The organism is Paenibacillus aurantiacus, from assembly GCF_042431225.1.
In the GTDB taxonomy this organism is placed as follows: Bacteria; Bacillota; Bacilli; order Paenibacillales; family Paenibacillaceae; genus Paenibacillus_Z; species Paenibacillus_Z aurantiacus.
Genome location: NZ_JBHMDO010000026.1, coordinates 1 through 22242 on the forward strand (window position 1 = coordinate 1; position 22242 = coordinate 22242).

A 22242-nucleotide genomic window follows, 5' to 3' on the forward strand; every position below is an offset into this window, starting at 1 on the left:
GTTACTCTCAACTCACTAACGCCCGCCTGCCCCACCCTCGAGCACCCGTTAGCGATCCTCAAGTCACTATTGGGCTCCGATTCTACCCTGCCACGCTCGATAGTTACTCTCAACTCACTATCGCCCGTCATACAAACCCTCGAGCACCCCGTTAGCGATCCTCAGGTCACTATTGCGCTCCGATTCTGCCCTGCCACGCTCGATAGTTACTCTCAACTCACTATCGCCCGCCTACCCCACCCTCGAGCACCCGTTAGCGATCCTCAAGTCACTATTGGGCTCCGATTCTACCTTGCCACGCTCGATAGTTACTCTCAACTCACTATCGCCCGCCTGCCCCACCCTCGAGCACCCGTTAGCGATCCTCAAGTCACTATTGGGCTCCGATTCTACCCTGCCACGCTCGATAGTTACTCTCAACTCACTAACGCCCGCCTGCCCCACCCTCGAGCGCCCGTTAGCGATCCTCAAGTCACTATTGGGCTCCGATTCTACCTTGCCACGCTCGATAGTTACTCTCAACTCACTATCGCCCGCCTGCCCCACCCTCGAGCACCCGTTAGCGATCCTCAGGTCACTATTGCGCTCCGATTCTACCCTGCCACGCTCGATAGTTACTCTCAACTCACTATCGCCCGCCTGCCCCACTAGCGATTCGCTATTGCGCTCCCCCATACACTCGCTCAATCGCACTTCTCTCACCAGCACGCAACAAAAAACAGGCCGATCGCTCGGCCTGTCCCATCCCTGCTTCTTACCAGCTTGCTACCTCATCTCACCTTGCTACCTCATCTCACCTTGCTGCCTATAAAATCGTGCGCGCCCCCGCCCTGCGGAACGCGGCTTCGGCCGCGCCGGCCGGCGTCAGGTCCGGTCCTTCGCCGGAAGCGGCGTCGCCCGTCTCTGCCGCGACGACGATCGCGCCCTCGGCGATCGCATCCCGGCAAGTCTTCGCGTCGTCGCCCGAAATGCCTAGCGCGCGCAGCGACTCGATCATCTCAGAGTCGCCGTCGCCTACGCCGCTCAGGACGGCTGCGCCATAATAAGGCGTTAGCCCGACCGCCGAAGGCGTGCCCGTGCCGTAGCCCGTGCCGACCGATCCCGCTGCAAGCCCAACGAAGCCCAACGGGACGTCGTCGTTATCCCTCACTTGATGTCGCGTCTCGGTTAAGTCGTTCACCTCGTCCGCGTGCACGCTCGTCTCGGATTCGATCCGATTCGTGTGCTCGTGGTCCTTCGCAATGACGCGAACCGCGCTGCTCGCGATGCCCTCCGACTCCAGCGCCTGAATCACCTCGATTACCTGCTGCTGCGTGCTGAAAATGCCCAATTTATACGCCATCCCAATCGCCTCCCGAAAGGTTGTCCTACCTAAATTGATCTCCGCCGCGAACCGCGAAAACGATCTGGCCGAGCCATTGTCGTTTATCGCCAACGGCCCCGCAAGCGCGGCACCGCACGGTACCGCGCAACGCCTTCGCCGCCGAAGGTCCCGCGCAGCGCACTGTCCTGGCCGAACGGCTGAAGCCAAAGCCCGGCTCTTTCGCAAAACGCAGCCTTCGTACGCTTGGTATACCCTGTTTCTTTTGCCCTCAATCGGATAAAATTAGAAATAAGCTTTGTGCCATTTTCCTGTTTCAACCCATTTCGGAGCGGTTAAATCATCCTTACAAAGGAAATGTGCGTTTGCCGCCCTGCGGGCAGCTTCCCATTCTCACTCAACGCTGCAGCGGAATCGCTACATAAATTTACGTTTACAGGAGAGGACGTCCATATGAAACAAACCGATAAATTGATCCTTCGCACCGAGAACAAGGAGGGCAAATGCACCGTATTCGTCGGCGGCGAGCTCGACCTTGAGTCTGCGGCGCAGATGCGGGCGGCCATGTCCCCGCTCGTGGAGCTATGCGATCGGGAGCTGACGATCAATCTTCGCGATCTTCGTTACGTCGACAGCACCGGCATCGGCATTATCGTTTCCGTCCTGAAAGCCCGCCACGCGAACAACGCGCCTTTCGCGGTGGAAGCCATCCCCCCTAATATCCGCAAGCTGTTCGACATGACCGGCATTACACCATTTCTGCTCAAGCAGCAAGCCTGATCGTCACGAAGAAAGGAACGAGACCACGCCATGAAAGCAAATGAAGAAGTCGTACTGCTCCAGGTGCCAGCGTCAGCCGAATACATCGACCTGGTCCGCCTAACTCTATATGGACTCGCCGTCAAAATCGGATTTTCCTACGAGGAAATCGAAGACATGAAAGTTGCCGTGTCGGAGGCCTGCAATAATGCGGTGCTCTACGCGTACGGCGATCTGGCGCCAGGCGCTACGATGAGCGCGCCCGAAATCGCGCCTCGCATCGAAGTGCGTTTTATTAAGCAATCGGACGCCCTTTCCATCGTGGTCAAAGACGATGGTCGCAGCTTTGACGCCGCCGCTGCCGCCCGCAGGGCGCAGCCGGCAACGGGCAAATCGGTCGACGAACTGCAAGCAGGCGGTCTCGGCCTCTATCTTATGCAGGCGCTTATGGATCAAGTCGAAGTCAACAGTGACATGGGGACTGAAGTCGTCTTGACCAAACGTCTGGTCAGAAGTGGGGAATTGGCATGAATCTAGGGCCGGCCAAGCAGACTCTCGTATCCGGTGCGGATCTCATTCTGGCATACCAGAGCAATCCGACGAACGATGCGGCGACGACGCTAATCGAGCATTATGAGCCGATGGTCCGAATGGCGGCCGGTAAAATTTCGCGCAATCGCCCTGATTTATATGAGGATCTGCTTCAGGTAGGACAGATCGCGCTAATCCGCCTATTTCGGCAGTTCGATATGAGCCTCGGCGTTCAATTCGAACCGTATGCAATGAAAAGCATCATCGGCCACATGAAAAATTTCCTGCGGGACAAGTCGTGGTACGTCCAGGTTCCGCGGCGCATCAAAGAGAAAGGCATTGCCGTCCAGCAAGCGGTCGACGATTTGACCGTGCGGCTGGAGCGTTCGCCCAAGATCGAAGAAATCGCGGCGTACATGGAGCTTTCGGTCGAGGAGACGACTGAGATTCTCGCGGGCCGCGAGCTGTATCATTACGTGTCGCTAGACACGCCGATCTCGGAAGAAGAGAATACGACGACGCTCGGTGATCTGATCGGCTCGCAAGCCGACGATTACGAGACTGTCGATAAGAAGCTCGATCTTCAGGCGGCGATGGCGCAGCTGAAGCCGCAAGAACAGCAGGTGCTGCTGCTCATCTATCAGGAAGGACTGCCGCAGCGAACGATCGCCGACCAGCTCGGCGTCTCGCAGATGAGCATCTCCCGCATCCAGCGCCGAGCGATCGACAAGCTCAAGCAGCTGTTGAGCGAAGGGCACGAGGACGGGGATTACGGAACCGGCACTTGACGCTTTTCCAAGCGCTCAAATATACCTCTGTCGAGTTCAGCGACATGTGGCAGCCCCTTTTCCCGCCGATGGGTAATCGCCGAGTCTTGCACTTGACGCATGTCGTGTGAGACCACCGACCGTGCGACGGCCCCGCTTCCCGCTGCTGGGAAATGCTGTGCCTCGTTCATGACGCATTCAGCCACCAACCACCTTCGAGCGGAGCATTCCAGTCTCCCGCCGTACGCCGACGAGGCCATTTCTTGGCGGGTACACCGTGCGCCCATAAGACCGGAATCATGTCCGGCGAAGCGGCGCGGGAAGACGTCTTGTCCGATAGTCCGCACTTATTTGGTTTATCTATGATCCGTTCGGACAAGCACGCCGTGGGTTCCCGTAACCCGGGGCGTGCTTTTTGCCGTCCTCTGGCTGTAGCGTATGCTTCGCCAACCTAAATTTTAACAGGATAAACCGTCCGAAAAGTTGTGAAAGCCGGCACTTACGGTTATGATGGAAACATAACCCTGTGAACGGATTACCCGGGAGGTTCAACGTTTATGATGCATCGTATGCTGAGGTTCCCTTCCCAATGGGAGTGGCATGTCCTGCATTCGCCGCGCGAGGCGACGGAAGGACTAAGCCGACGAAGCAAGACGGCAGCCGGCAGCCGCCCTTCCCCGAAACGGGAAGACCCCCAGCCCCTATCGCGTGCAGCTCATGCGGATCCTCCCCGCCTGACGATGTCACGATCGGTCACGCCGGAGTCAAGCGACCGGGAGAAGGCGGAGTTTCGGCTGCTTGTGAAGCAAGATTTGCCCGATCTGGGCGGATGGCTGGAGGAAACCGAGAACTGCCGTTACAACCATATTGCGGTCTCGGAGCGGAACGGCGGGGAGCCTGTACTGCATGGCACTCTGCTGTTCCAAGCGTCCGACGATGCGGAGGACATCGCCCCCCTTCACTTCTGGATCACGGCGAAGCAGCTCGTCACGCTGCACCACGACATGCGGCTGGCGATCCGGCTGCAGATGGAGCCGTGGAAGGACAAGCTCGACCGATGCCAGTCCGCGCCCGAGGCATTCTTCGTCATCATCGCCTGCTTGCTGGAGACGTTCCACTCTGGCCTCGACGGCTTCGAGACGCGGCTTGGCGAGCTGGAGCGCGCGATGCGTGCGAGCAATCGAACGGGGCTAATGAACGATATTTTCGAGCGCCGATACGACCTGCTCCACTGGAGCCACCTGTTCATCCCGATTCGCGAGATCCACAGCGCGGCGAAGGAAGCGTTCCTGGCCACGCTCGTCGAGCAGGAGGAATTCAAGCGGATCGAATACAAGCTGGAACGAATTAGCGCCCTCTTGACGCATTACGCCATCGAGATCGATACGCTGCTGGCGATGGATGACGCGATCTCCAGCTTCCGCGGCAACGAGATCATGAAGACGCTGACGATCTTCACGGCGCTCTTCGCCCCGGCCACGGTCGTCGGCGCGCTGTTCGGCATGAACTTCGAGCGAATTCCTTATGCGAAGGAGCCCCTTGGCTTTATGGTGGCCAGTCTCGTCGTGCTCTTCAGCACGATCGCCATCTATTGGTGGCTGTGGCTGAAAGGCTGGACGGGCGATTTGCTGAACGACAAGCGGCCGTACGCGATCGATCAGCTAACGAAGCCGCGCAAGAAACGCGGACGCGGCGGCAGACGTAAGCCCGGTCCGCAGCCGGATGACGAAAAGGGAAATACGCACGTCGGCTAGGAAGAGACGCTTCCAGGCCGAGTACGTATTTCCCTTTTTGAGTTACCGCCGGGCGGATTATAGAATATCCACCATCACCAGGCAGCGGTCATCCTGGCGGTTCGAATCATCCTGATGGAACAAGTGGCGCTCCAGCTCCTCCGGCGGCACGCTGCCGCCGAACGGCCCAAGCACCTCCGTGAGCTTGGCGAGCTGGTCCTCTTCTTCGTCCGCGCCTGAGACGAGATCGAAAATCCCGTCCGTGACGAGGACGATCCGGTCGCCGGCCGCGATGTCGATCGTATGTTTCTCCACCTGGATGCGATCGAACATCCCGATGGCGATGCCGCCTTGCGCGAAGGGCACAACGCTGCTGTCCGCTCCCCGGATGAGCATGCCTGCCGGATGACCGGCGTTCACATACTCGACCTGCTTCTTCTCCAGATCGACGACCATATATAGCGCCGTGAAATAATACTGGATCAGCTGATCGGCGAACTGAAGCTGCTGCGAGCGACGGTTCAACTCTAACACGACGAGCTGCGGATCGACCAGCTTCGCCATCGCGTCCTTCAGCACCGAGGCGATGAACATGCAGACGAGCGACGAGGAGATGCCGTGTCCCATCGCGTCGATCACGGCGATGCCGTAGCGATTGCGATCGATCCGGTGCCATGCGTACAGATCGCCGGACAATTCCTCCGACGGCCGGTAGATGGCCTCGATCCGAATCCCTTCCTCGCTCAACTGATGCGGCAATACCGCGCTCTGCACTTCCCGCGCCAGCTGCAGCTCCTCACGGACGCGGCGGTCCCTTTCCTTATGCCAATCCTTCTGCTCCTTGAGCCGCAGCGCCACACGAATGCGGGCGAGCAACTCGATCCGATTGATCGGCTTCGTCACGTAATCGATTGCACCGGCGTCCAGCGCTTCCGCTAGCTTCTTCGAGTCCCCGATCGCGGTGACCATGATGATCGGAATGTCGCGAAGCCGCTCAGTCTCGTAGACTGCCCGGCAAGCATAGATGCCGTCTACACCGGGCATCATCATGTCCATCAGGATCAGATCGACCCCGTGATCGTCCGTCCCCGGCGTTGCCGGCTCTCGCCCGTCGCTCTCCAGCCCCAGCAGCTTGAACAGCTCCATGCCGGAGGAGGCCGACAAAATATCGGTATACCCCGCACGCTTCAAAATTTCCTGCACAACCGTCACGTTCATCGGATTATCATCTACGACTACTATACGCATCTTTCGTTCTCCCAGCTTGAGGATGTTCTCAAATCCCAATCTACCTGCTACCTATTTTACAATGAACGCTAGCTGCATGCTAGCGCGTGCCTGTAATGGCGCGGGCTACTTTGACGCCCGTCTCCACGTAGTCGAGCCAAGACGGGGAAGGCTTGACGTCCGCATGCAGCGCGCGGCTGCCTTCTACGCTAATCGTATGCGCCGGGCGCAAGCCGTCATGTCCCGCATCCATGCTGATGCGCGTATTGGCGGCAGCCGCTTCCTCAGCGGCCAGCTTCGCTTGCTGCTTAACCGCCGACATCTGCGCGCGGCGATTCAGGCGCTCCGTCCAGAGCGAAGAGAAGTTGTGCGCCACGCTGGCCACTTCATGCAGCACCTCGCCCGTCTCGCGAACCGTTTCGACAAGCGGATCGATTGCGGTCAGCTTGCCTTCCGCTTGGTCGGCGATGCGTCTGGCGCTCGTGACGATCTCGCTCACGTCGCCTTTGACGGTCTGCACGACGCCCTGCACCTCGGTCAGCGTGCGGCTGGCCGCGTCCAGCGAAGTCTGCACTTTCTTAAGCGTTTGAATCAGGAAAAATACGAGCACCGCAACCGACAAGCCGATAATCAGCATCGCAATTTCAAACATCATCCAAATCCCTCTCTTTCGCGCTTTTCATATCGTGATTCTAGTCCATGATTACCCGTCCCCTTCCGAGTTGAACCCCTTTCGCGGCCCTGTTTCGACCTGCGGAATCGCGGTTAAAGTCCGAACAAGCAGGTCGGAGCCGATCGGAAGACGGCCACGATGGACAACCCGCTCAGGGAGGTGCATCGGCCGCTTGCGAACGACTCCATACCACATTCTTGATGCGAAAGGGTAGGTGATTGCTCATGTTACGTTGGGCAGCGATTTTCTTCATTATTGCAGTAGTGGCCGCGATTTTCGGATTCGGCGGCATCGTCGACGCGGCAACCGGAATTGCCAAAATCTTGTTCTTTGTCTTCCTGATTCTGTTCATCGTCTCCCTCTTCACGGGACGCCGTAATTCATCCTTATAACGAGGTGTAATCCGCGTTAAACGCTACAAAGGCAGTATCAAGCAAGAAGCCGGCAAGCTCATGATGAGCATGCCGGCTTCTTGGCGTGGTCTGAGTGCTGCACCTCTCCTAAGCTTGTGGCATAACCGCCCAGGCGTGCATACCATGCAGCAAAAGCGTGATAACGCGGCGCCTTGTCCGCTGGTACGCGCTGCCAGAGGAGGGAGTTGCCCATGCAAGAGCAAGAGCAAGGCCAGGAGCATGAACAAGGGCAAGTGCACGAGCAACGGCAAGAACAGAATCCGATGGATATCCGCACCGCGCTGTTTCTAGCCGCAGTATGCGGTCAGACGTATGCGCAATTCCATAATCCACAGCACTGGTTCATGCTGCCCCGCACCTATATGACTGTCGGCCCGTTCTCGGCAGAAGTGTATAACGGCGTCGTCGAGCCGTTCGGCTTCGTCATCGAATCGGATCGGGCGGCTATACTCGCGTTTCGCGGTACGGGCTCCGCCGTCGATTGGGTATCCGATCTCATCGCCGAGCAAATCGCCTACAAGCCGGTAACGGACGCCGGCCAGACGCACCATGGCTTTACCGATATCTACATGTCCGCCCGCCAAGCCATTCACGGGCTATTGGATCAGCTGCCCGTCGACAAGCCGCTATTCGTCACCGGCCATAGCCTTGGCGGCGCGCTTGCCACGCTGGCCGCACTCGATATCGCTGCGAACCGCAATCATAAGCAGCTGATCGTCTACACGTTCGCCGCCCCCCGCGTCGGCGACCCGAAATTCGTACGCAAGTATAATCACACCGTCCCGTACCACGTTCGCATCCAGAACGAGTTCGATATCGTGCCGCACCTGCCGCCGCTGCTCTACCGCTCCCCGCGCACGGAGAAAACTTACGCCTACCTGCACGTGAAAGGCGAATCGCCGCTCAGCTTCCGTACCGGTTCGGTCGGCGGCAACCATATTCTAAGCAGCTATTTCGCCGACATGGCACGGCAAGCGCCCGCTTTCGCCGCCGCCATCTGCGCGGAGCCGCCTGGCTGGTGTCCGGTCGAGAATTGAAGCGATCGGAGATGCAACATGGATTAGCCGCTTGATGGCGAGGGCATGCGGGTGGAGGGGCTTTGCGGAAGTGAGCTGCGGTATGCGGGCCTTGTCCAACGCCAAGCCGTCGGCCGATCCGATCGACCGGCAAGCTTACGGAGATTTGTCGGACGCTGGACTTATGGCCCGCTAATGGATGATTGCGAGGGATAACGAGTGACCTCTCGAAGGCGAGCCCTTCCACGTGAAATCGCTTCGAAAACACAAAGACGGCGGCTGTGCGAAGGAACATCGTCCCCATGCACTACCCGCCGTCTTAATTCTGCTTGCCCGCGATTATTTCGCTGCTTCTTCCACCCGCTCCCGTTCCGCTTTCGTCAGCTTGGAGACGACGAGCGCGTACGAATGGTCGATCATGGCCCAAATATCGTCGGTTTCCATCGATCCGTCCACCAAGACGGTGTTCCAATGCTTCTTGTTCAAATGATAACCCGGCTTGACCGCCTCATGCTGCTCCCGTAAATTCTCCGCGATGGCCGGGTCGCACTTCAGTGAGATGGACGAATCGGAGATGAGCGCGAACATTTTGCCGCCCACCTTCATGACGAGCGGCTCCGGGCCGAACGGGTAATCCTCTATTGCCGCTTTCTTGCGCTTGCAGTAGTCGATAATCGCTTGCAAGGGTGTCGCCTCCTCCATACATAATGGGCTGCTGCCGAAGCGATCCCGCTTGTCATGAGCCCGAGTGATGCTATAGTCTGCTGTGCGCCGTTAATATTCCATTGGGAACCTGATCGGCCAGCCTTCGCCTCGCTAATGCTCTCCGCCCGCGGCCGTCGCCCGCAGTGCCATCCGCTGCTCGTAATTTGCCCGGCACAGCTCCATCAGTTCGCGGCGGAGTCCCCGCTTAGGCGCCACATAGAGCTGCAGCGGGCGCTGCCCGCGGCGCCGTAGGGCGCGCTGCACCGCCTTGCGGTCGCCGATATCGCTCACGATCAGCTCGTCCGGCCGGTGAAGATGCCGGTAGCGCTCGATGACGAATCGGTCGAGTCCGCCGCTATCCCCGCCGCCGGCCCACTCGCAAAGATCCAGGTCATGCAGCATCCCCTGGCGGATCTTCGCGACCGCGGCATGCCCTTCTCCGAAGTAGATGACATCTTGGTCCATCAGCGATTCCCGATCGACGACCTGCTTGTCCGGCACGCGCTCAAGAATACGGATGTGCTCCAGCATATGCGCCGCCCGCTCGAACTCGAGCCGGGATGCGTACTGCTCCATCTTCGCCTTCATTGCCTCGATCAGCCGTTCTCCCTGGTTGGCGAGCAGCGCTGCGGCCTCCTGGGCGCTCGCCCGGTAGTCCTCTTCGGCGATCATCCCTTCGCAGATGCCGCTGCAGCGCTTCAGATGGTACAGCAGGCACACCTTCTTCGGCATCGTCTCGCAGGTCCGCAGCTGATAATGATCGTTAATGAACGTCATCAGTTGGTCGCGGAAATACGTGCTGGCGAACGGACCGAACCGCGCCTCGTTCGAGTCGGCAGCGGTGGACAGCCGCGAGATGCTGCTCGCGTGCCTGGGGGCTGCGGTGCGAACGCTTGCGTCTTGAACGGTACGAGCGCGCCCGGAAGCCGCAATCTCCTTCTGTGCCTCTTCGTCGTGACCGCTAAGCCGCGCCTCTCTACTCGCTGGGCACTCGCGCGAAGCCGCAGTCTCCGCCCGCGCTTCTTCGACGGGATTCGCCTGACTCGGCTGTCCGACAGGATGTGCCTGCCGCGTCTTCGTCGCGGAACTAGTCAGACGCGGCTCTTCGGCGGGACCGTCCAACCGCGCCTCTTCCTTCGCGATCCGGCGGTCGCGATAATGCACGTCCAGCCGCGGGAAGCGCCCGCCGGTCATTTTGAGATACGCATAGCCGCTGTTGTCCTTCTTCAGCGCCCGGTTGAAGGGCGGCTTGTGCACCTTGATCAAATTGTTCTCGAGCAGCAGACTCTCGTGCTCGTTGTTGACGACGATGACGTCGATATGCGCGATCTGCTCGACGAGCTGCGCGATCCGCTTCCGGTCGTGCTTGCCCCGGAAATACGAGGCGAGCCGCTTGCGCAGCGCCTTCGACTTGCCGATGTAGAGGATGCGGCCATCCTCGCCTTTCATAATGTAACAGCCGGGCTTGTTCGGAAAATCCGCCGCGCGGAACGTGTAGGACGAAGACACCGTGAATCCCCCCGTAATCGTTAGGCCGCCCGGTGCTCGCATGCTGACGTCCGGGCTGCCTCCTCTAGTTGACTTCCGACATGATGACGACCGATCGACACGAACATATATTCTTGCCAATAGTGTAGCAGACTCGCCTTGGAGCGGCAACCTGATATTGTCAAAAATGCATGGGCCGGAACGAAGCCAACCGTCTCTCGTCACCTCCGGCTTCCGATGTGCGCTGCACCGGCAAACGAAAAGCAGACGACATCCCGCCTTGACGGGAACAATCGCCTGCTTTTCGTCCGTATGCTGGCCTTTCGGCTTCCGTACGCTAATTTCCGCCTATCCACACGCTAGCTTTTCACCGTACGCTAGCCTTTCCCCTTGCCGCCCGCGGCCGCCGCGAACGCGAGCAGATCGCGGCCGCCAAGCGCCGACTCCAGCAGCTCGGGCAGCCGGTCCGGCGTACAGCCGAAGCACGGGATGCCCTGCTCGGCGAGCTTCTTCGCGTTGCGCTCGTCATACGAGGGTACGCCGCTATCCGAGAGCGCCAGCAAGCAGATCACCTTCACGCCCGCCTGATGCATCTCGCCGAGCCTCCGCAGCATCTCCGCGTTGTTGCCGCCCTCGTACAGGTCCGAGATCAGGATGAAAATCGTCTTCTTCGGTTCCCGCACGAACGAGCTGCAATACTCGACCGACTTGTTGATGTCCGTGCCGCCGCCAAGCTGGATGCCGAAGAGCATATCGACCGGATCGCCCGCGCACTGCTCGGTCAAATCGACGACTTCCGTATCGAAGGCGACGACGCGCGTATCGAGCGCCGGCAGCGAGGCGAAGATCGACCCGATGACCGAGGCGTAGATGACCGATTCGGCCATCGAGCCGCTTTGGTCGATGTCGAGGATAACCGTCCATTCGTTGCTTTTGCGCGCCCGGTCGAAGAAATAGAACCGCTCCGGCATGAGGCGCCGCCGCTCTTCGTTGTAGTTTTTCAAATTCCGCTCGATCGTCCGCTTCCAGTCGATCCCGGTGACCGAAGGCAGCGGCGTATGACGCCGTTTGTTGAGCGCCCCGGTGACCGCCCGGCGAATGTCGCTCGCCAGCCGGCGGGCGATATCGTCCACGACCGCCCGGATGAATTGCCGCGCCGTCTCCTTCGTCTTCTCAGGGATTTGCCCCTTCAGCGACATGAGCGTCGAGACCATCCGGATATCGGGCTTCACCTTCGAGAACGTCTCCGGCTCGAATAGCAGCTGGGTCAGCCCCTTGCGGTCGATCGCGTCCGCCTGAATGACGGAGACGACATCCGATGGGAAAAAGCTCCGTACGTCGCCCAGCCACTTGGCCAGCTTCGGATAGGAAGGTCCTAGGCCGGCGCCGCGCGGTCCGCGGGCGGACTCGCCTTCCCCGTGCGCGTCGCCGTCGTATATCGCGGCAAGCGCTTCATCCATCAGCCGCTCCTCGTCGGACAGCATACCCGCGCCGTCCGGAGGCCGCAGATTCTCTTCCGCGGCATGGCCCAGCACAAGCCGCCATCTTTTGCGCCGCTCCGCGTTATCGTCGGTTACCATCGCGCTATTACGCTCCTCTCGTTAGAAGTCGCTAAAATCAAATTCGTCCAGCGCCGCGATCGCCGCCAGCTCCTCCGCGGACAGCGGCTGCTGAAGCGCCTCGGCGTCCCGCTGCGCGTCCGTACCCCATAGATCGCCGAGCAGCTCCGCCACCGCCGCCTTCTCTCGCGCGTCGAATGAGGCGAACGCCCGGCGCAGGAAGACGAGCGAGCGTTTGAACTGGTCCGGCTCAAGCGACCCCAAGTAATCGTCCAGCTGTCCCCACAGCGAAGGCCGCGACAGCAGCGCGTACCGGTTGCGCATCGACATCCCCTCGAACCAACCCGCGCCCAGATCGGCCGGGATGCCCGGCGACAGCCGCCGCGCGACTTCCCGTTCGCATTCCGGCTCGGTGACGGCATGACGCTCCAGCATAATCGCGAACGCGAAGCCGGACAACATGGCGTTGCGGTCGTCGCGGAAGGCTAGCTCCCGCAGCTGCCGTTTCCACAGCTCGTCATCCACGATCTCGTACTGGTCCTGAGAGACCGAATGTATTCGGTTGATGCCGGCGAGCATGGCTTTGGCCGCATCGTCGCTGCAAGCCGAAGCATCGACCAAACCGATGGCCGCCCGGAAGAACAGCTGCGACAGCAGGGGCGCGAGCGGCGCGGTGTCCATCTTGCGAATCGAGCCGTAGCGGATCAATCCGGACAGCTCGAACGCCGCGTCCGCGAGCGGCACGAATTGCTGGCCGTCCACCGAAAGCCGCTGCAGCGCCGCTCTCGCCTCCTCCACGCAAGCGGGAAGACCGCAATCGCTGGAGATGCGGATCAGACGAGAAGCCTCGGCGATATCCGCGCAGTCGGCCAGCCGCTCGCGGATGGCGTAAGCCGCGGCCCACTCGATCGTCTCTCCCTTGAGCGTCGATTCGATCAGCTCGATCTCCGCCTCCGGGGTCCACTGCAGCACCCAGTGCTCCGCCCAGGCGCCGGCGTCCGCGCGCAGCGTCCTCCGCTTCGCGAACGAGACGCCGAGCAGCGCCAGCCGATGAAGGAACGTCGAGCGGTTCAAGTCGAGGAAAGCCGCCTCTTCCGACTTCACCCTGCGATTCTCCCGCAAATCAAGCTCGAGTTCGCCGGCCTCGGCGCGCTTGTACTTCTCCAGCTTCAGCCGCTTCAAGTTTCGGTTCATGTCGTCTTGAATCGGCGTCTGGCTGATCCCTTCCGGCAAATAGCCGATATCCGTGCCGATCTCGGTGCGGGCCATCGCCTCCGCCACGACCGCGCGCTCGCCGTAGCCCAGCGTGACCACCGCCGCGTCCCGCAAATCCTTCAGGATCGGCTGACTGCTCCCCCGCATGGAAGCAAGCGCGGCCGCAAGCCTGACGCCTTCGATCACCGAGGCTGTCGATCGGTACGTACCCTGCTCCCGCAGCCGCTGGGCGACCCGGGTCAAGTAGAGCGACGGCAAGCGCGCAAGCCCGCCTTCCTGCAAGCAATGCCACAGCAGCTCGAAATACGCCGGCGCCGGATTGCCCGCCCCGTAGCCCGAATGGCTGGACAGCTTGTAGTAGGAGTAAGGCATGAGCGTCCGCTTCGTCGCCGTCCGGGGCAGCGCGGCCAGCTGCGCCTCGGTCATCGGCGGCAGATCCGCCGTCAGGCCGGACACATGATGCGCCCCCGTAACAACCACGATCCGCTCGGGCGGAATGCCGTCTTCCAGCCTGCGGGCGATCGCAAGCCGCATATAGCTCTCGCGCACTTCGTTCACGGCGGATTCCACGGGATCGGCAAGCCGCTCGTCGCGTTCGAGCAAGCCGCGCATCTGGCGCGACAGCTCTTCGATCTCCAGCCGGTAGCCGTCCGTTCGCTCGTCGTGTTCGAAGTGCCGCTCCCAGTAGCTTTCGTAATCGTCCTCGCCGCCAAGCGATGCGATCCGCTCGTACAGGTCGTGCTGCTTCGCATAGTAATCGCGGCGAGACACCCCTGACTTGCCCGAGGCGGAAGCATCACCGCGTCTGTCCGCGCCAATTGGCTCATTCGCCGTTCCATCAAGACCTGCCGAGCCAAGCGTCCCATCCTCCGCCTCTTGCCTGACCGCTTTGCGATAATCGTACAACGGGATCGAAATATCCGAAGGCAAGTCGATGAAAGCCGCGCTTGCTCCGTTGGCCGCCGCCCAGCGGAACGCTTCGTATTCCGGCGAATAGGAAGCAAACGGATAGAGCAGCGTCCGAACCGGCAGATTCTCGGTATACGCCATGAGCGCGATCGGCGGCACGACGCCGCTCCTCGTCATTTGGCCGATCCAATCGGTCGCGTCGGAGGGTCCTTCGACGAGCACGACGGACGGCTTGACCGTGTCCAGAAACCGGCGGAGATGATGCGCCCCGGCAGGCGACAGATGCCGGACGCCGAAGACGTGGACGCGGCCCTCTGCCGAGGACGCGCTCAATCGTTCATCTCCCGGCAAGCATTGTAGAGTGGCCGCCATTCCGATCCCCGCTTCTTCATCACGTTCTCCAGATAGTCCTTCCAGACGCTCCGGTCCTTCTCTTCGTCCTTGACGATCGCCCCTTGCAGGCCAGCCGCAAGATCATGCGCCTCGACCTCGCCGCTGCCGAAGCTGGCCGCGAGCGCCATGCTGCCGGTCAGCAGCGAGATCGCCTCCGCCGTCGAGATGACGCCGCTCGGCCCTTTCACCTTCTCCTTGCCTTCCAGCGTCACGCCGGTGCGCAGCTCGCGGAAGATCGTGACGACTTGGCGGATCGCGTCGTCGGCAGGCAGCGAAGAGGCGATCTCGTAGCTGCCGGACAGCTCCTTCACCCGTCTGCGGACGATGTCCACCTCGGTCTCCAGATCGCTCGGCGCCGGCAGCACGATAATGTTGAAGCGCCGCTTGAGCGCGGAGGACATATCGTTGACGCCGCGGTCGCGCGTATTCGCCGTCGCGATGACGGAGAACCCTTTCGCCGCCGCGATCTCGCTGCCAAGCTCCGGCACGGAGATCGTCTTCTCCGACAGAATCGAGATGAGCGCGTCCTGCACTTCGGAAGCACAGCGGGAGATTTCTTCGAAGCGGGCGATCCCGCCTTCCTCCATCGCGCGGTAGATCGGGCTCTTGATGAGCGCCTGCTCCGACGGACCGTTCGCCAGCAGCATCGCGTAGTTCCACGAATAGCGGATTTGTTCCTCCGTCGTACCCGCCGTCCCTTGAATGACTTTGGACGAGCTGCCATGGATGGCGGCAGTCAGATTCTCGGACAGCCAAGACTTGGCCGTGCCCGGCTCCCCGATGAGCAGCAGGGCCCGATCGGTCAGCAGCGTCGCGATCGCGACTTCCACCAGCCGGTTGTTGCCGATGTACTTCGGCGTGATGACCGTGTCGCCGGCGGTGCCGCCGGTCAGAAACGTGAGGACGGCGCGCGGGGACAGCTGCCAGCCGGTCGGTCGAGGCGCCTTGTCGAATTCCTTCAGTGCGGCCAGCTCGTGCGCGTACAGCGCCTCCGCGGGCAATCTCATTACATTCTGCTTCTCAGCCATGCGTATCGTTCCGCTCCTTTGTCAGCCGGGAATTCGGCGAATTGATTGCGTTTGGTGTCCTCCAAAATCGGTTCCAGCACGGCGGCAAGCCGCGCCTTGTTCCGGTCCAGCAGCAGCGCTTCGAGCTCCGGCGCGTACCTGGCCGGGAGCGAGCGAAGCAGCGCGGACGATACCGGATCAATGTATGCGTATCCGTATTGGGCGGTCAACTGCCCGATGAACGCTTTCGCCTGCTCGGATTCCAGCGGTTCTCCTGCTATGTATAGCCCGAGCCACAGCGCATAGGCGATTTCCCGCTTGTTCGGCGTCGCCAGCGCCGCGTCAAGCTTGGTCCGCATAAAGTTCAGCGCGTCCGCGTCCGCCTCGTATCGGAGCAGGTACGGAAGCAGAAGCCGCGGTAAGTCCGCCTCCGCGATCCGCTTTATCCAGCGCGAGTCGGCCAGCGCTTCCGGAAGACGCGGCAGTTCCTCCTGGGCGGTCCCTTCACCGGCGCTTGCCGCCTCGCTTCGCCATGACGCATACCGCAGCTGCTCGTACAGATCCGGCAGCAGCCCGGCCAGCGCTTCTCTGACCGTCCGCGAATCCGGCGTCGACCGCTTGGCGAACAGCGGCGAGAACCGGTCGTACACCTCTGCCGCCGTCCAATGCCGGATCGCCGCCCGCAGCCGGAATCCGGCCAGCCAGCCGTAAGCCGTGCCGTCGCGCGACAGCAGCGCCGCGTCGGCCTCATCGCGTTCCATATCGAGCAGCAGCTGCGCGGCATAATCCTTCGCGTTCAAGTCCGCGCCGGACAGGAACGTCTCATCGCCGAGCAGCTCGGACAGCGCCCGCAGCGCTTCGTCGCTCCGCTTGCCCTCCAGCGAATGAATCGCGGCGGTCAGCCTGGCGTACGATAGCTCGACCTTCGGCGAAGACTTCGCCGGCGGCTGATCCGGATTCTCCCGCTTGCTCCGCTCGAACTCCGCTACGGCGTCGCCATAGTGCGTCAGCTCGCTGCGAATATACCCGACGACCCGCTGCTCCAGCGGTTCGTATCGCGAGCGTCTGATCGGCTCGATCGCCATCTCGTAATCCTTGCCGGACAACGCCTCCATCAGCCGCTGCGCGGCCGCCTCGCTCTCCTGCAGCGCCAGCGCATCGTACGCCGCTTGCCGGATCGCCTTCTTCCCGTCGTGCGAGCGTTCGAGCAGAAGCGGCAGATAGCCGTCGTAGCGCGCAAGCAGGCCAATGGCCTCGATCTGCGGTTCGACCGCCCCTTCCCGAGCCGCGCGCTCGTACAGCGTCAGGTGCTTCTCGCCCTCGATCGCGTGAAGGACGCCGAGCATGCGCGCGTCGGCCTTGCCGCCCTGCGCATCGAACCGACGAAGCAGCACAGGCACAACCTTGCTGCCTATGGAAGGCAGCACATCGCGCGCGAGGTAGTCGGCGATTTCCGGTACGTCCGCCAGCCCCTGCACGGCCGGCAGGAAGACGCGAAAATCGCGGAACACGCCGTCTTCATGGCCTTGCCGGATAACCTGAAGCCGACCGCCGCCTTTGGACGTCAACGCCTCCAGCACTGGCGCCAGCTTGCGGTATGAGACCGTCGTCGGCCCGGCGCTTGCGAGGGCGGCTATCGGCACGCCCGCTCCCTGCGGCTCGCTCTTCCCTTGCGTATACAGCATCGCATGCAGCAATCCGCCCAAGTCGAGCAGCGCGGCAGCCGCTACCGCGCCGCTTGCGTCCGTCGTCTTCCGCACGCCTTCGGCCAGCCGCTTGAACGCAGGCGAGGTCTCCCCCAGCTTGGCCAGCTGCGGCTGCAGCTTGAGCAGTCGCGGGTCGTTGGCGGCGAGGCCGCTGCCGGCGACGAACAGTCGCCGCACTTCCGCGTGCAGTTCCGTTAATATGGCTATACTCATCGTGGCATGCTTCCTTTCTGTAGAGTGGCGGTTGGGCAGCCTATCGCCTGCTCAAACCAATCTCCTTAACTGAATGCTGAGCAGCCTATCGCCTGCTCAAACACAATCTCCTTAACTGAATGCTGAGCAGCCTATCGCCTGCTCAAACCAATCAGTATGTCAAACGTACGATTTCTTCTCCCGTCACGATCGACAACGGCTGTGCCGTCAACCGGCCCGCATCCAAATCGTGGCCGAACATGACGAGCACCGCGACGTCCGCCAGCTGTCCGGGGGCGAGCAGCTCAAGCAGCCCGGCGGTCGGCGGCAGCGCGCCGCCCAGATCGCCGAGCGCCAGCCGGCCGCCCTGCTCGTCTTCCAGCGCATATCCGCCGCCATCGACGGCCGTCAGCCGTCTGGCGCGCAAGAGCAGCGCCGGCCGCTTGAGCGCGAGCGGATTCTTCAGCTCATTCTTGACCAGCTTCAGCCCCTCGGCCAACGAGGTCAGCGCGGAAGCCGCGATTCGCCCGATATCGCCGGTTGTCAGCTCGCGCATCCGCGACTCCTCCCAACGGACGCGCGGGTTGAGCCCGCCCGGATAGGCGAACAGCTCCTTGGCCTCCGCCACTTGGAAGAAGCTGTCCTCTTCCTTGATATATTTCGCCGCCCGGAATGGCCGGTACGTGACCGTTCTCACGACAGCTCCATCCTGCAGCGTTAACCAAAGCCCTTCATCGACGTATTCTCCCCGCGCCTCGTCCGCATAGGAATAGAAGGCCAGCTGAGCCAGTTCAGCGTCTTTGGCCGCGCGGCCATGCTCTCGAAGCTCAGCCAGCTGCCAAGCGTGGCCAATGCGCTCCTCCAGCACGGTCGCAGCATCGGGTCCTTGCTCGGGATCTGCCAGCCTTGCGTTCAGGTAGTTCGCGCTCCGCTTGAGCAGCGCGTACAGCGCCGTCAGCTGGTCCATCGCCTCCGTGTAGACTGCCTCTCGTCCTTCGGCGCGACGCAGCAAGCTGACGAGCGATTCGGCCGAAGACGCCAGCCCTGGCACGTAATAGCTCCCGAGTTCCTTCATCTGTCGCTCCAGCAGCCGCACCATGGCGGCGTCGACCGAAGCGATGCCGCCCTGCGCGATCTGCAGCGCGAGCTTCCGGGCGAGCTCCACGCCCTCCAGCTGCGCGGCTATCTTCTTCGCGAGCGCCGCCTTGTTCGTCTTCTTGCGCGGCGCGGCGCCTTCCGCGGCACCTTCTGCTTCCGCCTGCCGCTTCTCTTCCCGCTTCTCCTCGCGCTTCTCCGCCTTCTCGCGCTTCTCTGCAATATCGTCCGGGACCGCAGCGTTCTCGAACGCGCGACCCTGCGCATACGCGTACAGGAGACCGAGGACGTGTTTGCACGGGAACTGCCGGCTTGGGCAGGAGCACCGGTATACCGGGCTCTCCGGCTTCGCGAAATCCGCCGAGCACCGGTACGGCTCCTTCCCGCTGCCCTTGCAGGCGCCGAACAACAGCGTGCCGTCCTCCGATTGGTTTAACGCCGCGAAGCTATTTTTCTTGACCAGGTCTCGGCCGTTCTTGGCCGCGGCCGCGTTCAAGGCGATCGAATCGACGAATGCCTCCGTAACCGTCATCATGCGTGTCATCTCCATCTATGCCGGGATACCCTACTATTTCCACGGCTGGATTGATTTTTCCTCTTAGTCATATGCGCCGCCGAGACGTACATGTCCTAAAAAAATGCATAAAAAAACCGGAAGCCTCTCCGGCCTCCGGTTCGCGTTGCTATACGCCCATCTTTTTGCGCTGGTTGTTGACTTTCTTGTGGTTCTGGCTTTTCATGACCGCTTGATTGCCGCCATGGCCATGTTTCTGTCTGCCGCCCTCGGCTTGCTCTTGTTTCTTCTGGGCCAGCTTCTGCTTCACTGCTTCGGCAAGCGAAATCTTCTTCTTCTCTTCCGGTTGGACCGATTGTTCTTCTGACATGAGATCACCTCATCTGCGTGTTCTGTTAATATTGTATCGTTTTTTCGCGCCGCTTTCCACCTGGGAATTGGGCAAGCCAGACTCGACTGCCAGCCGTTGCCGAAGGCAGCCGCCTTACTCCCGCAGCGCATCCTTCAGACGGGTGGACATTGTCTCCTGCACCTTCGCGCGGATGACGCTCCGCAGCTTCGCATTCTCCTCGCGCAGACGCCCAAGTTCCTCGCGCAGCTGCCGGTTCTCCTCCTGCAGCGCCGCCGCGTCCGCCGCCTCAGGCGCTGTGTCGCTATCTTCCCTCATGCACCCATCCTCCGTCCGTTCAAACCACTACTCGCCACGGTTCATTGTAGCGCAGCGTGAGCTCGACCCGCAAGCGGGCGTGCAGATCAGAAGCGGCAGGCCGCCGTCTATTTGCTCGAGAAACGACCATAGCTCGCCGCGAACCGCTTCATCCGATAGTACGCTCGGCGGTCGATGCTGCGAAGCGGATGGAACTGCGGATGATTCGAGTTGACCTCCAGCACCCAGAGACGCCCGCTCCGGTCGAACGCGAAATCGACGCCCATCTCCCGCATGCCGGCGCGTTTGCCGCTCAGCAGCCGGGCAATGCCGAGCGCCTTGCTCTCCAGCAGCTCGCTGCGCTGGATGCCTTCCTTCTCGCCCAACCCTTTGCGGCGCCACAGCTCCGGCAGCGTGACGAGGCGGCCGCCCTGCGCGTAATTCGTGACGATTTTGCCCTTTACCCCGATCTTGGCGAATTTGCCCGTGCACGTCCACTTGCCGCCCGGCTTGCGCTGGACCATCACGCGCAGATCATAGGGACTTCCTTCCACGGTATCCAAATCGATCGCGGCCTGTACGATCATGGGGCCGCTCGACTTTGCCTTCATATACCCGTAAGCCGCTTCAATCGAATCGAACGTCCTGCGGCTCTGCTTGCGACGTGTAGTGTCCAGCAGCTCGCACCCGCCCTCATGCAGCGAAACTTTGAAAATCCCCATGCCCAACGAACCGACATCCGGCTTAATATAAAGGATCGTGCAGCGCTCGGTCATCCTCAAGACGCCTTTGCGCGTAAATCGCACGGTTCGAGGGACCAGCTCCCGCAATTCGTCATCCGCGGACAAATATCGGCATACGCGAAGCTTCCCCCTCAGCGTGGCGCTGTTATAGGTTTTGCGCGTCATGGATATCACCTCGCAATACCTTATGTCCAAGTGCGCCGCGCCTCCTGTGTCATTGGCATGGGTCCAAATGCCGTGTTTTGGCGCTCTTTGCTCGCATGGTGCGCCAAGCAAGCCGAAAATTAGACAGATCCGCCGGATTAATCGCCGGAACCGCCGTCCTCCTTCGATGCTTGTCGGAATCAGCAAAAAGGAACGTCGCGGCATCCCTTCCTGCATTGCTTACGCGATGAACGTCTTGCGCCCCACCATTTGCCGGTTCCCGCCAAACCGAGCTATTTCGCGTATTTCGACACATGATTCCTCATCTCGCCACGATGACCGGCAACTTTTCGCGATCGTCCATCGTCACCTAAGCTATCAAGCTTGCATCTTCGCTCTCGCATGGTTTGCGATTGTTTACAAGCCTGAAACAAGCCGTTGATAGAATCGACAACATTCTCTTCTACAATCGGGTAATAGAATAGAAGGAGATGAGACGATGACAACAACTACGCGCAAAAGCACGAACCGACTCGCCACACTGCTGCTCGGCGCCAGCCTGCTGGCAGGCTGCACGGTATCCGGCATCGCGGAGACAACTGCCCATGCGGCGGGCGCTTCCAATTTCCTGCAAGAGAATGCCGCCATCCGTACCATTACGAAGAACGCATCCGGCAAGACATTCGTTACAAATAAACTGAGCACGGCCGTGCTCGTGAATAAGCAGCGCAACCTGCCGTCCACCTACGTTCCCGCCGATCTGGTCGTGCCGAACGTGCCATTCTCGTTCGCCGGCAGCAGCCCGAAGAAGCAGATGCGCGGCATCGCCGCAGACGCGCTGGAGAAGCTGTTCGCAGCCGCCAAGAAAGATGGCATCAAGCTGGCTGCCGTCTCGGGCTACCGCTCCTATGCGACGCAGAAGGCGATCTTCGACCGCAACCAAGCGATCAAAGGCGCGGACGTCGCTAACCGGACGAGCGCCCTTCCCGGCCAGAGCGAGCACCAGACGGGCCTTGCCATGGATATTTCCAGCGCCTCGGCGGGATACGCCCTCGAAGCCAGCTTCGGCGACACGAAGGAAGGCAAGTGGCTGGCGAAGCACGCCCCCGAATACGGCTTCATCATCCGTTATGGCAAAGGGATGGAGAAGCTGACCGGCTACTCGTACGAGCCCTGGCATGTGCGTTACGTAGGAGTCTATATCGCCAAGGAAATTACGAATAAGCACCTGACGCTAGAGCAGTATTTGGCCCAGTATAATTAATGGCGCGCAAATCCGGGCGGGCTCAATGCGCGCTTCGTAAAGTCGTGTATGCGCGGGCTGACAATGGACGATGTATCGGCCGCATCTCGGCTTCCGTTAGCTCCGGCAGGGCGCGCAGCGCTAGAGGTTGGACCGCCGACGTGCGACCCGGCATCGCATGCCGCGATGGCATCGACGCACCGGGCGACGCGCGGCGCGGAAATTCGCTTCTGGCGCATGGAT

General features: G+C 61.1%; 20 protein-coding genes. 7 read left to right on the forward strand and 13 right to left on the reverse strand.

Annotated features, from left to right (window positions below):
- Positions 1-805: 805 nt before the first annotated feature.
- A complete protein-coding gene (locus tag ACFFSY_RS16415) occupies positions 806-1342 on the reverse strand; it encodes a hypothetical protein (protein WP_377495907.1) in 537 nt (178 codons plus the stop codon).
- Between the two features lie 432 nt (positions 1343-1774).
- Between ACFFSY_RS16415 and ACFFSY_RS16420 the strand changes: the two genes are divergently transcribed.
- The 4 genes from ACFFSY_RS16420 (at position 1775) to ACFFSY_RS16435 (ending at position 5132) form a co-directional block, all read left to right on the forward strand.
- Positions 1775-2101: an STAS domain-containing protein gene (locus ACFFSY_RS16420; RefSeq protein ID WP_377495909.1), complete on the forward strand. Its 327-nt coding sequence runs from the start codon at positions 1775-1777 to the stop codon at positions 2099-2101.
- 30 nt (positions 2102-2131) lie between these two features.
- Entirely contained in the window at positions 2132-2611 is a 480-nt protein-coding gene (gene rsbW, locus ACFFSY_RS16425) for an anti-sigma B factor RsbW (RefSeq protein WP_377495911.1), read from the forward strand.
- Positions 2608-3399, forward strand: a complete 792-nt coding sequence (locus ACFFSY_RS16430) for a sigma-70 family RNA polymerase sigma factor (RefSeq protein WP_377495913.1) — start codon at positions 2608-2610, stop codon at positions 3397-3399. Before rsbW ends, ACFFSY_RS16430 begins: the two co-directional genes overlap by 4 nt.
- A 536-nt stretch (positions 3400-3935) precedes the next feature.
- Positions 3936-5132, forward strand: a complete 1197-nt coding sequence (locus ACFFSY_RS16435; protein ID WP_377495915.1) for a magnesium transporter CorA family protein — start codon at positions 3936-3938, stop codon at positions 5130-5132.
- 57 nt (positions 5133-5189) lie between these two features.
- Here the strand turns inward: ACFFSY_RS16435 and ACFFSY_RS16440 are convergent, their stop codons facing one another.
- Both ACFFSY_RS16440 and ACFFSY_RS16445 read right to left on the reverse strand, forming a co-directional pair.
- Entirely contained in the window at positions 5190-6359 is a 1170-nt protein-coding gene (locus ACFFSY_RS16440; protein WP_377495917.1) for a PP2C family protein-serine/threonine phosphatase, read from the reverse strand.
- Positions 6360-6438: 79 nt separating this feature from the next.
- Positions 6439-6993, reverse strand: a complete 555-nt coding sequence (locus ACFFSY_RS16445; protein WP_377495919.1) for a DUF948 domain-containing protein — start codon at positions 6991-6993, stop codon at positions 6439-6441.
- Between the two features lie 242 nt (positions 6994-7235).
- Here ACFFSY_RS16445 and ACFFSY_RS16450 point away from each other — a divergent pair, with 242 nt between their 5' ends.
- A complete protein-coding gene (locus ACFFSY_RS16450; protein WP_148933443.1) occupies positions 7236-7403 on the forward strand; it encodes a DUF1328 domain-containing protein in 168 nt (55 codons plus the stop codon).
- A 212-nt stretch (positions 7404-7615) separates the two neighbouring features.
- Complete coding sequence (locus tag ACFFSY_RS16455; RefSeq protein WP_377495921.1) at positions 7616-8461, forward strand: lipase family protein; 846 nt, start codon at positions 7616-7618, stop codon at positions 8459-8461.
- Positions 8462-8779: 318 nt separating this feature from the next.
- On the opposite strand, the gene ACFFSY_RS16460 is transcribed toward ACFFSY_RS16455, so the two are convergent.
- The 10 genes from ACFFSY_RS16460 to ACFFSY_RS16505 all read right to left on the reverse strand — a co-directional run bounded on the left by ACFFSY_RS16460 (position 8780) and on the right by ACFFSY_RS16505 (position 20777).
- Positions 8780-9142, reverse strand: a complete 363-nt coding sequence (locus ACFFSY_RS16460; RefSeq protein ID WP_377495923.1) for an MmcQ/YjbR family DNA-binding protein — start codon at positions 9140-9142, stop codon at positions 8780-8782.
- Between the two features lie 114 nt (positions 9143-9256).
- On the reverse strand, positions 9257-10654 hold the full coding sequence (locus tag ACFFSY_RS16465) for a GIY-YIG nuclease family protein (protein ID WP_377495925.1): 1398 nt from the start codon (positions 10652-10654) through the stop codon (positions 9257-9259).
- A gap of 356 nt (positions 10655-11010) precedes the next feature.
- Positions 11011-12213, reverse strand: a complete 1203-nt coding sequence (locus tag ACFFSY_RS16470; protein ID WP_377495927.1) for a VWA domain-containing protein — start codon at positions 12211-12213, stop codon at positions 11011-11013.
- Between the two features lie 21 nt (positions 12214-12234).
- The gene (locus ACFFSY_RS16475; RefSeq protein ID WP_377495929.1) at positions 12235-14649 is read right to left on the reverse strand and encodes a DUF5682 family protein; all 2415 of its coding nucleotides are present in this window, start codon (positions 14647-14649) and stop codon (positions 12235-12237) included.
- The gene (locus tag ACFFSY_RS16480) at positions 14646-15737 is read right to left on the reverse strand and encodes an AAA family ATPase (protein WP_377495931.1); all 1092 of its coding nucleotides are present in this window, start codon (positions 15735-15737) and stop codon (positions 14646-14648) included. Before ACFFSY_RS16480 ends, ACFFSY_RS16475 begins: the two co-directional genes overlap by 4 nt.
- Complete coding sequence (locus ACFFSY_RS16485) at positions 15716-17635, reverse strand: hypothetical protein (protein ID WP_377495933.1); 1920 nt, start codon at positions 17633-17635, stop codon at positions 15716-15718. Before ACFFSY_RS16485 ends, ACFFSY_RS16480 begins: the two co-directional genes overlap by 22 nt.
- A gap of 151 nt (positions 17636-17786) precedes the next feature.
- Positions 17787-19244, reverse strand: coding sequence for an SWIM zinc finger family protein (locus ACFFSY_RS16490; protein WP_377495935.1), 1458 nt, complete (start codon positions 19242-19244; stop codon positions 17787-17789).
- 148 nt (positions 19245-19392) lie between these two features.
- Positions 19393-19593 (reverse strand): hypothetical protein, encoded by a 201-nt coding sequence (locus ACFFSY_RS16495; protein WP_377495938.1) that lies wholly within the window; start codon positions 19591-19593, stop codon positions 19393-19395.
- 114 nt (positions 19594-19707) lie between these two features.
- Entirely contained in the window at positions 19708-19890 is a 183-nt protein-coding gene (locus ACFFSY_RS16500) for a hypothetical protein (protein WP_377495940.1), read from the reverse strand.
- Between the two features lie 107 nt (positions 19891-19997).
- Positions 19998-20777 carry a YheC/YheD family protein gene (locus tag ACFFSY_RS16505; RefSeq protein WP_377495942.1) on the reverse strand — a complete coding sequence of 260 codons (780 nt, stop codon included), beginning with the start codon at positions 20775-20777 and terminating at the stop codon, positions 19998-20000.
- Between the two features lie 478 nt (positions 20778-21255).
- Here ACFFSY_RS16505 and ACFFSY_RS16510 point away from each other — a divergent pair, with 478 nt between their 5' ends.
- Positions 21256-22020, forward strand: coding sequence for a M15 family metallopeptidase (locus ACFFSY_RS16510; RefSeq protein WP_377495944.1), 765 nt, complete (start codon positions 21256-21258; stop codon positions 22018-22020).
- The last annotated feature ends 222 nt before the right edge of the window (positions 22021-22242 follow it).

Excerpts from the sequence above, each read along its gene's own strand:
- ACFFSY_RS16415 (WP_377495907.1), bottom strand. The coding sequence starts at position 1,342 with ATGGCGTATAAATTGGGCATTTTCAGCACGCAGCAGCAGGTAATCGAG.
- ACFFSY_RS16420 (WP_377495909.1), top strand. The coding sequence starts at position 1,775 with ATGAAACAAACCGATAAATTGATCCTTCGCACCGAGAACAAGGAGGGC.
- rsbW (WP_377495911.1), top strand. The coding sequence starts at position 2,132 with ATGAAAGCAAATGAAGAAGTCGTACTGCTCCAGGTGCCAGCGTCAGCC.
- ACFFSY_RS16430 (WP_377495913.1), top strand. The coding sequence starts at position 2,608 with ATGAATCTAGGGCCGGCCAAGCAGACTCTCGTATCCGGTGCGGATCTC.
- ACFFSY_RS16435 (WP_377495915.1), top strand. The coding sequence starts at position 3,936 with ATGATGCATCGTATGCTGAGGTTCCCTTCCCAATGGGAGTGGCATGTC.
- ACFFSY_RS16440 (WP_377495917.1), bottom strand. The coding sequence starts at position 6,359 with ATGCGTATAGTAGTCGTAGATGATAATCCGATGAACGTGACGGTTGTG.
- ACFFSY_RS16445 (WP_377495919.1), bottom strand. The coding sequence starts at position 6,993 with ATGATGTTTGAAATTGCGATGCTGATTATCGGCTTGTCGGTTGCGGTG.
- ACFFSY_RS16450 (WP_148933443.1), top strand. The coding sequence starts at position 7,236 with ATGTTACGTTGGGCAGCGATTTTCTTCATTATTGCAGTAGTGGCCGCG.
- ACFFSY_RS16455 (WP_377495921.1), top strand. The coding sequence starts at position 7,616 with ATGCAAGAGCAAGAGCAAGGCCAGGAGCATGAACAAGGGCAAGTGCAC.
- ACFFSY_RS16460 (WP_377495923.1), bottom strand. The coding sequence starts at position 9,142 with ATGGAGGAGGCGACACCCTTGCAAGCGATTATCGACTACTGCAAGCGC.
- ACFFSY_RS16470 (WP_377495927.1), bottom strand. The coding sequence starts at position 12,213 with ATGGTAACCGACGATAACGCGGAGCGGCGCAAAAGATGGCGGCTTGTG.
- ACFFSY_RS16480 (WP_377495931.1), bottom strand. The coding sequence starts at position 15,737 with ATGGCTGAGAAGCAGAATGTAATGAGATTGCCCGCGGAGGCGCTGTAC.
- ACFFSY_RS16485 (WP_377495933.1), bottom strand. The coding sequence starts at position 17,635 with ATGAGTATAGCCATATTAACGGAACTGCACGCGGAAGTGCGGCGACTG.
- ACFFSY_RS16490 (WP_377495935.1), bottom strand. The coding sequence starts at position 19,244 with ATGATGACGGTTACGGAGGCATTCGTCGATTCGATCGCCTTGAACGCG.
- ACFFSY_RS16495 (WP_377495938.1), bottom strand. The coding sequence starts at position 19,593 with ATGTCAGAAGAACAATCGGTCCAACCGGAAGAGAAGAAGAAGATTTCG.
- ACFFSY_RS16500 (WP_377495940.1), bottom strand. The coding sequence starts at position 19,890 with ATGAGGGAAGATAGCGACACAGCGCCTGAGGCGGCGGACGCGGCGGCG.
- ACFFSY_RS16505 (WP_377495942.1), bottom strand. The coding sequence starts at position 20,777 with ATGACGCGCAAAACCTATAACAGCGCCACGCTGAGGGGGAAGCTTCGC.
- ACFFSY_RS16510 (WP_377495944.1), top strand. The coding sequence starts at position 21,256 with ATGACAACAACTACGCGCAAAAGCACGAACCGACTCGCCACACTGCTG.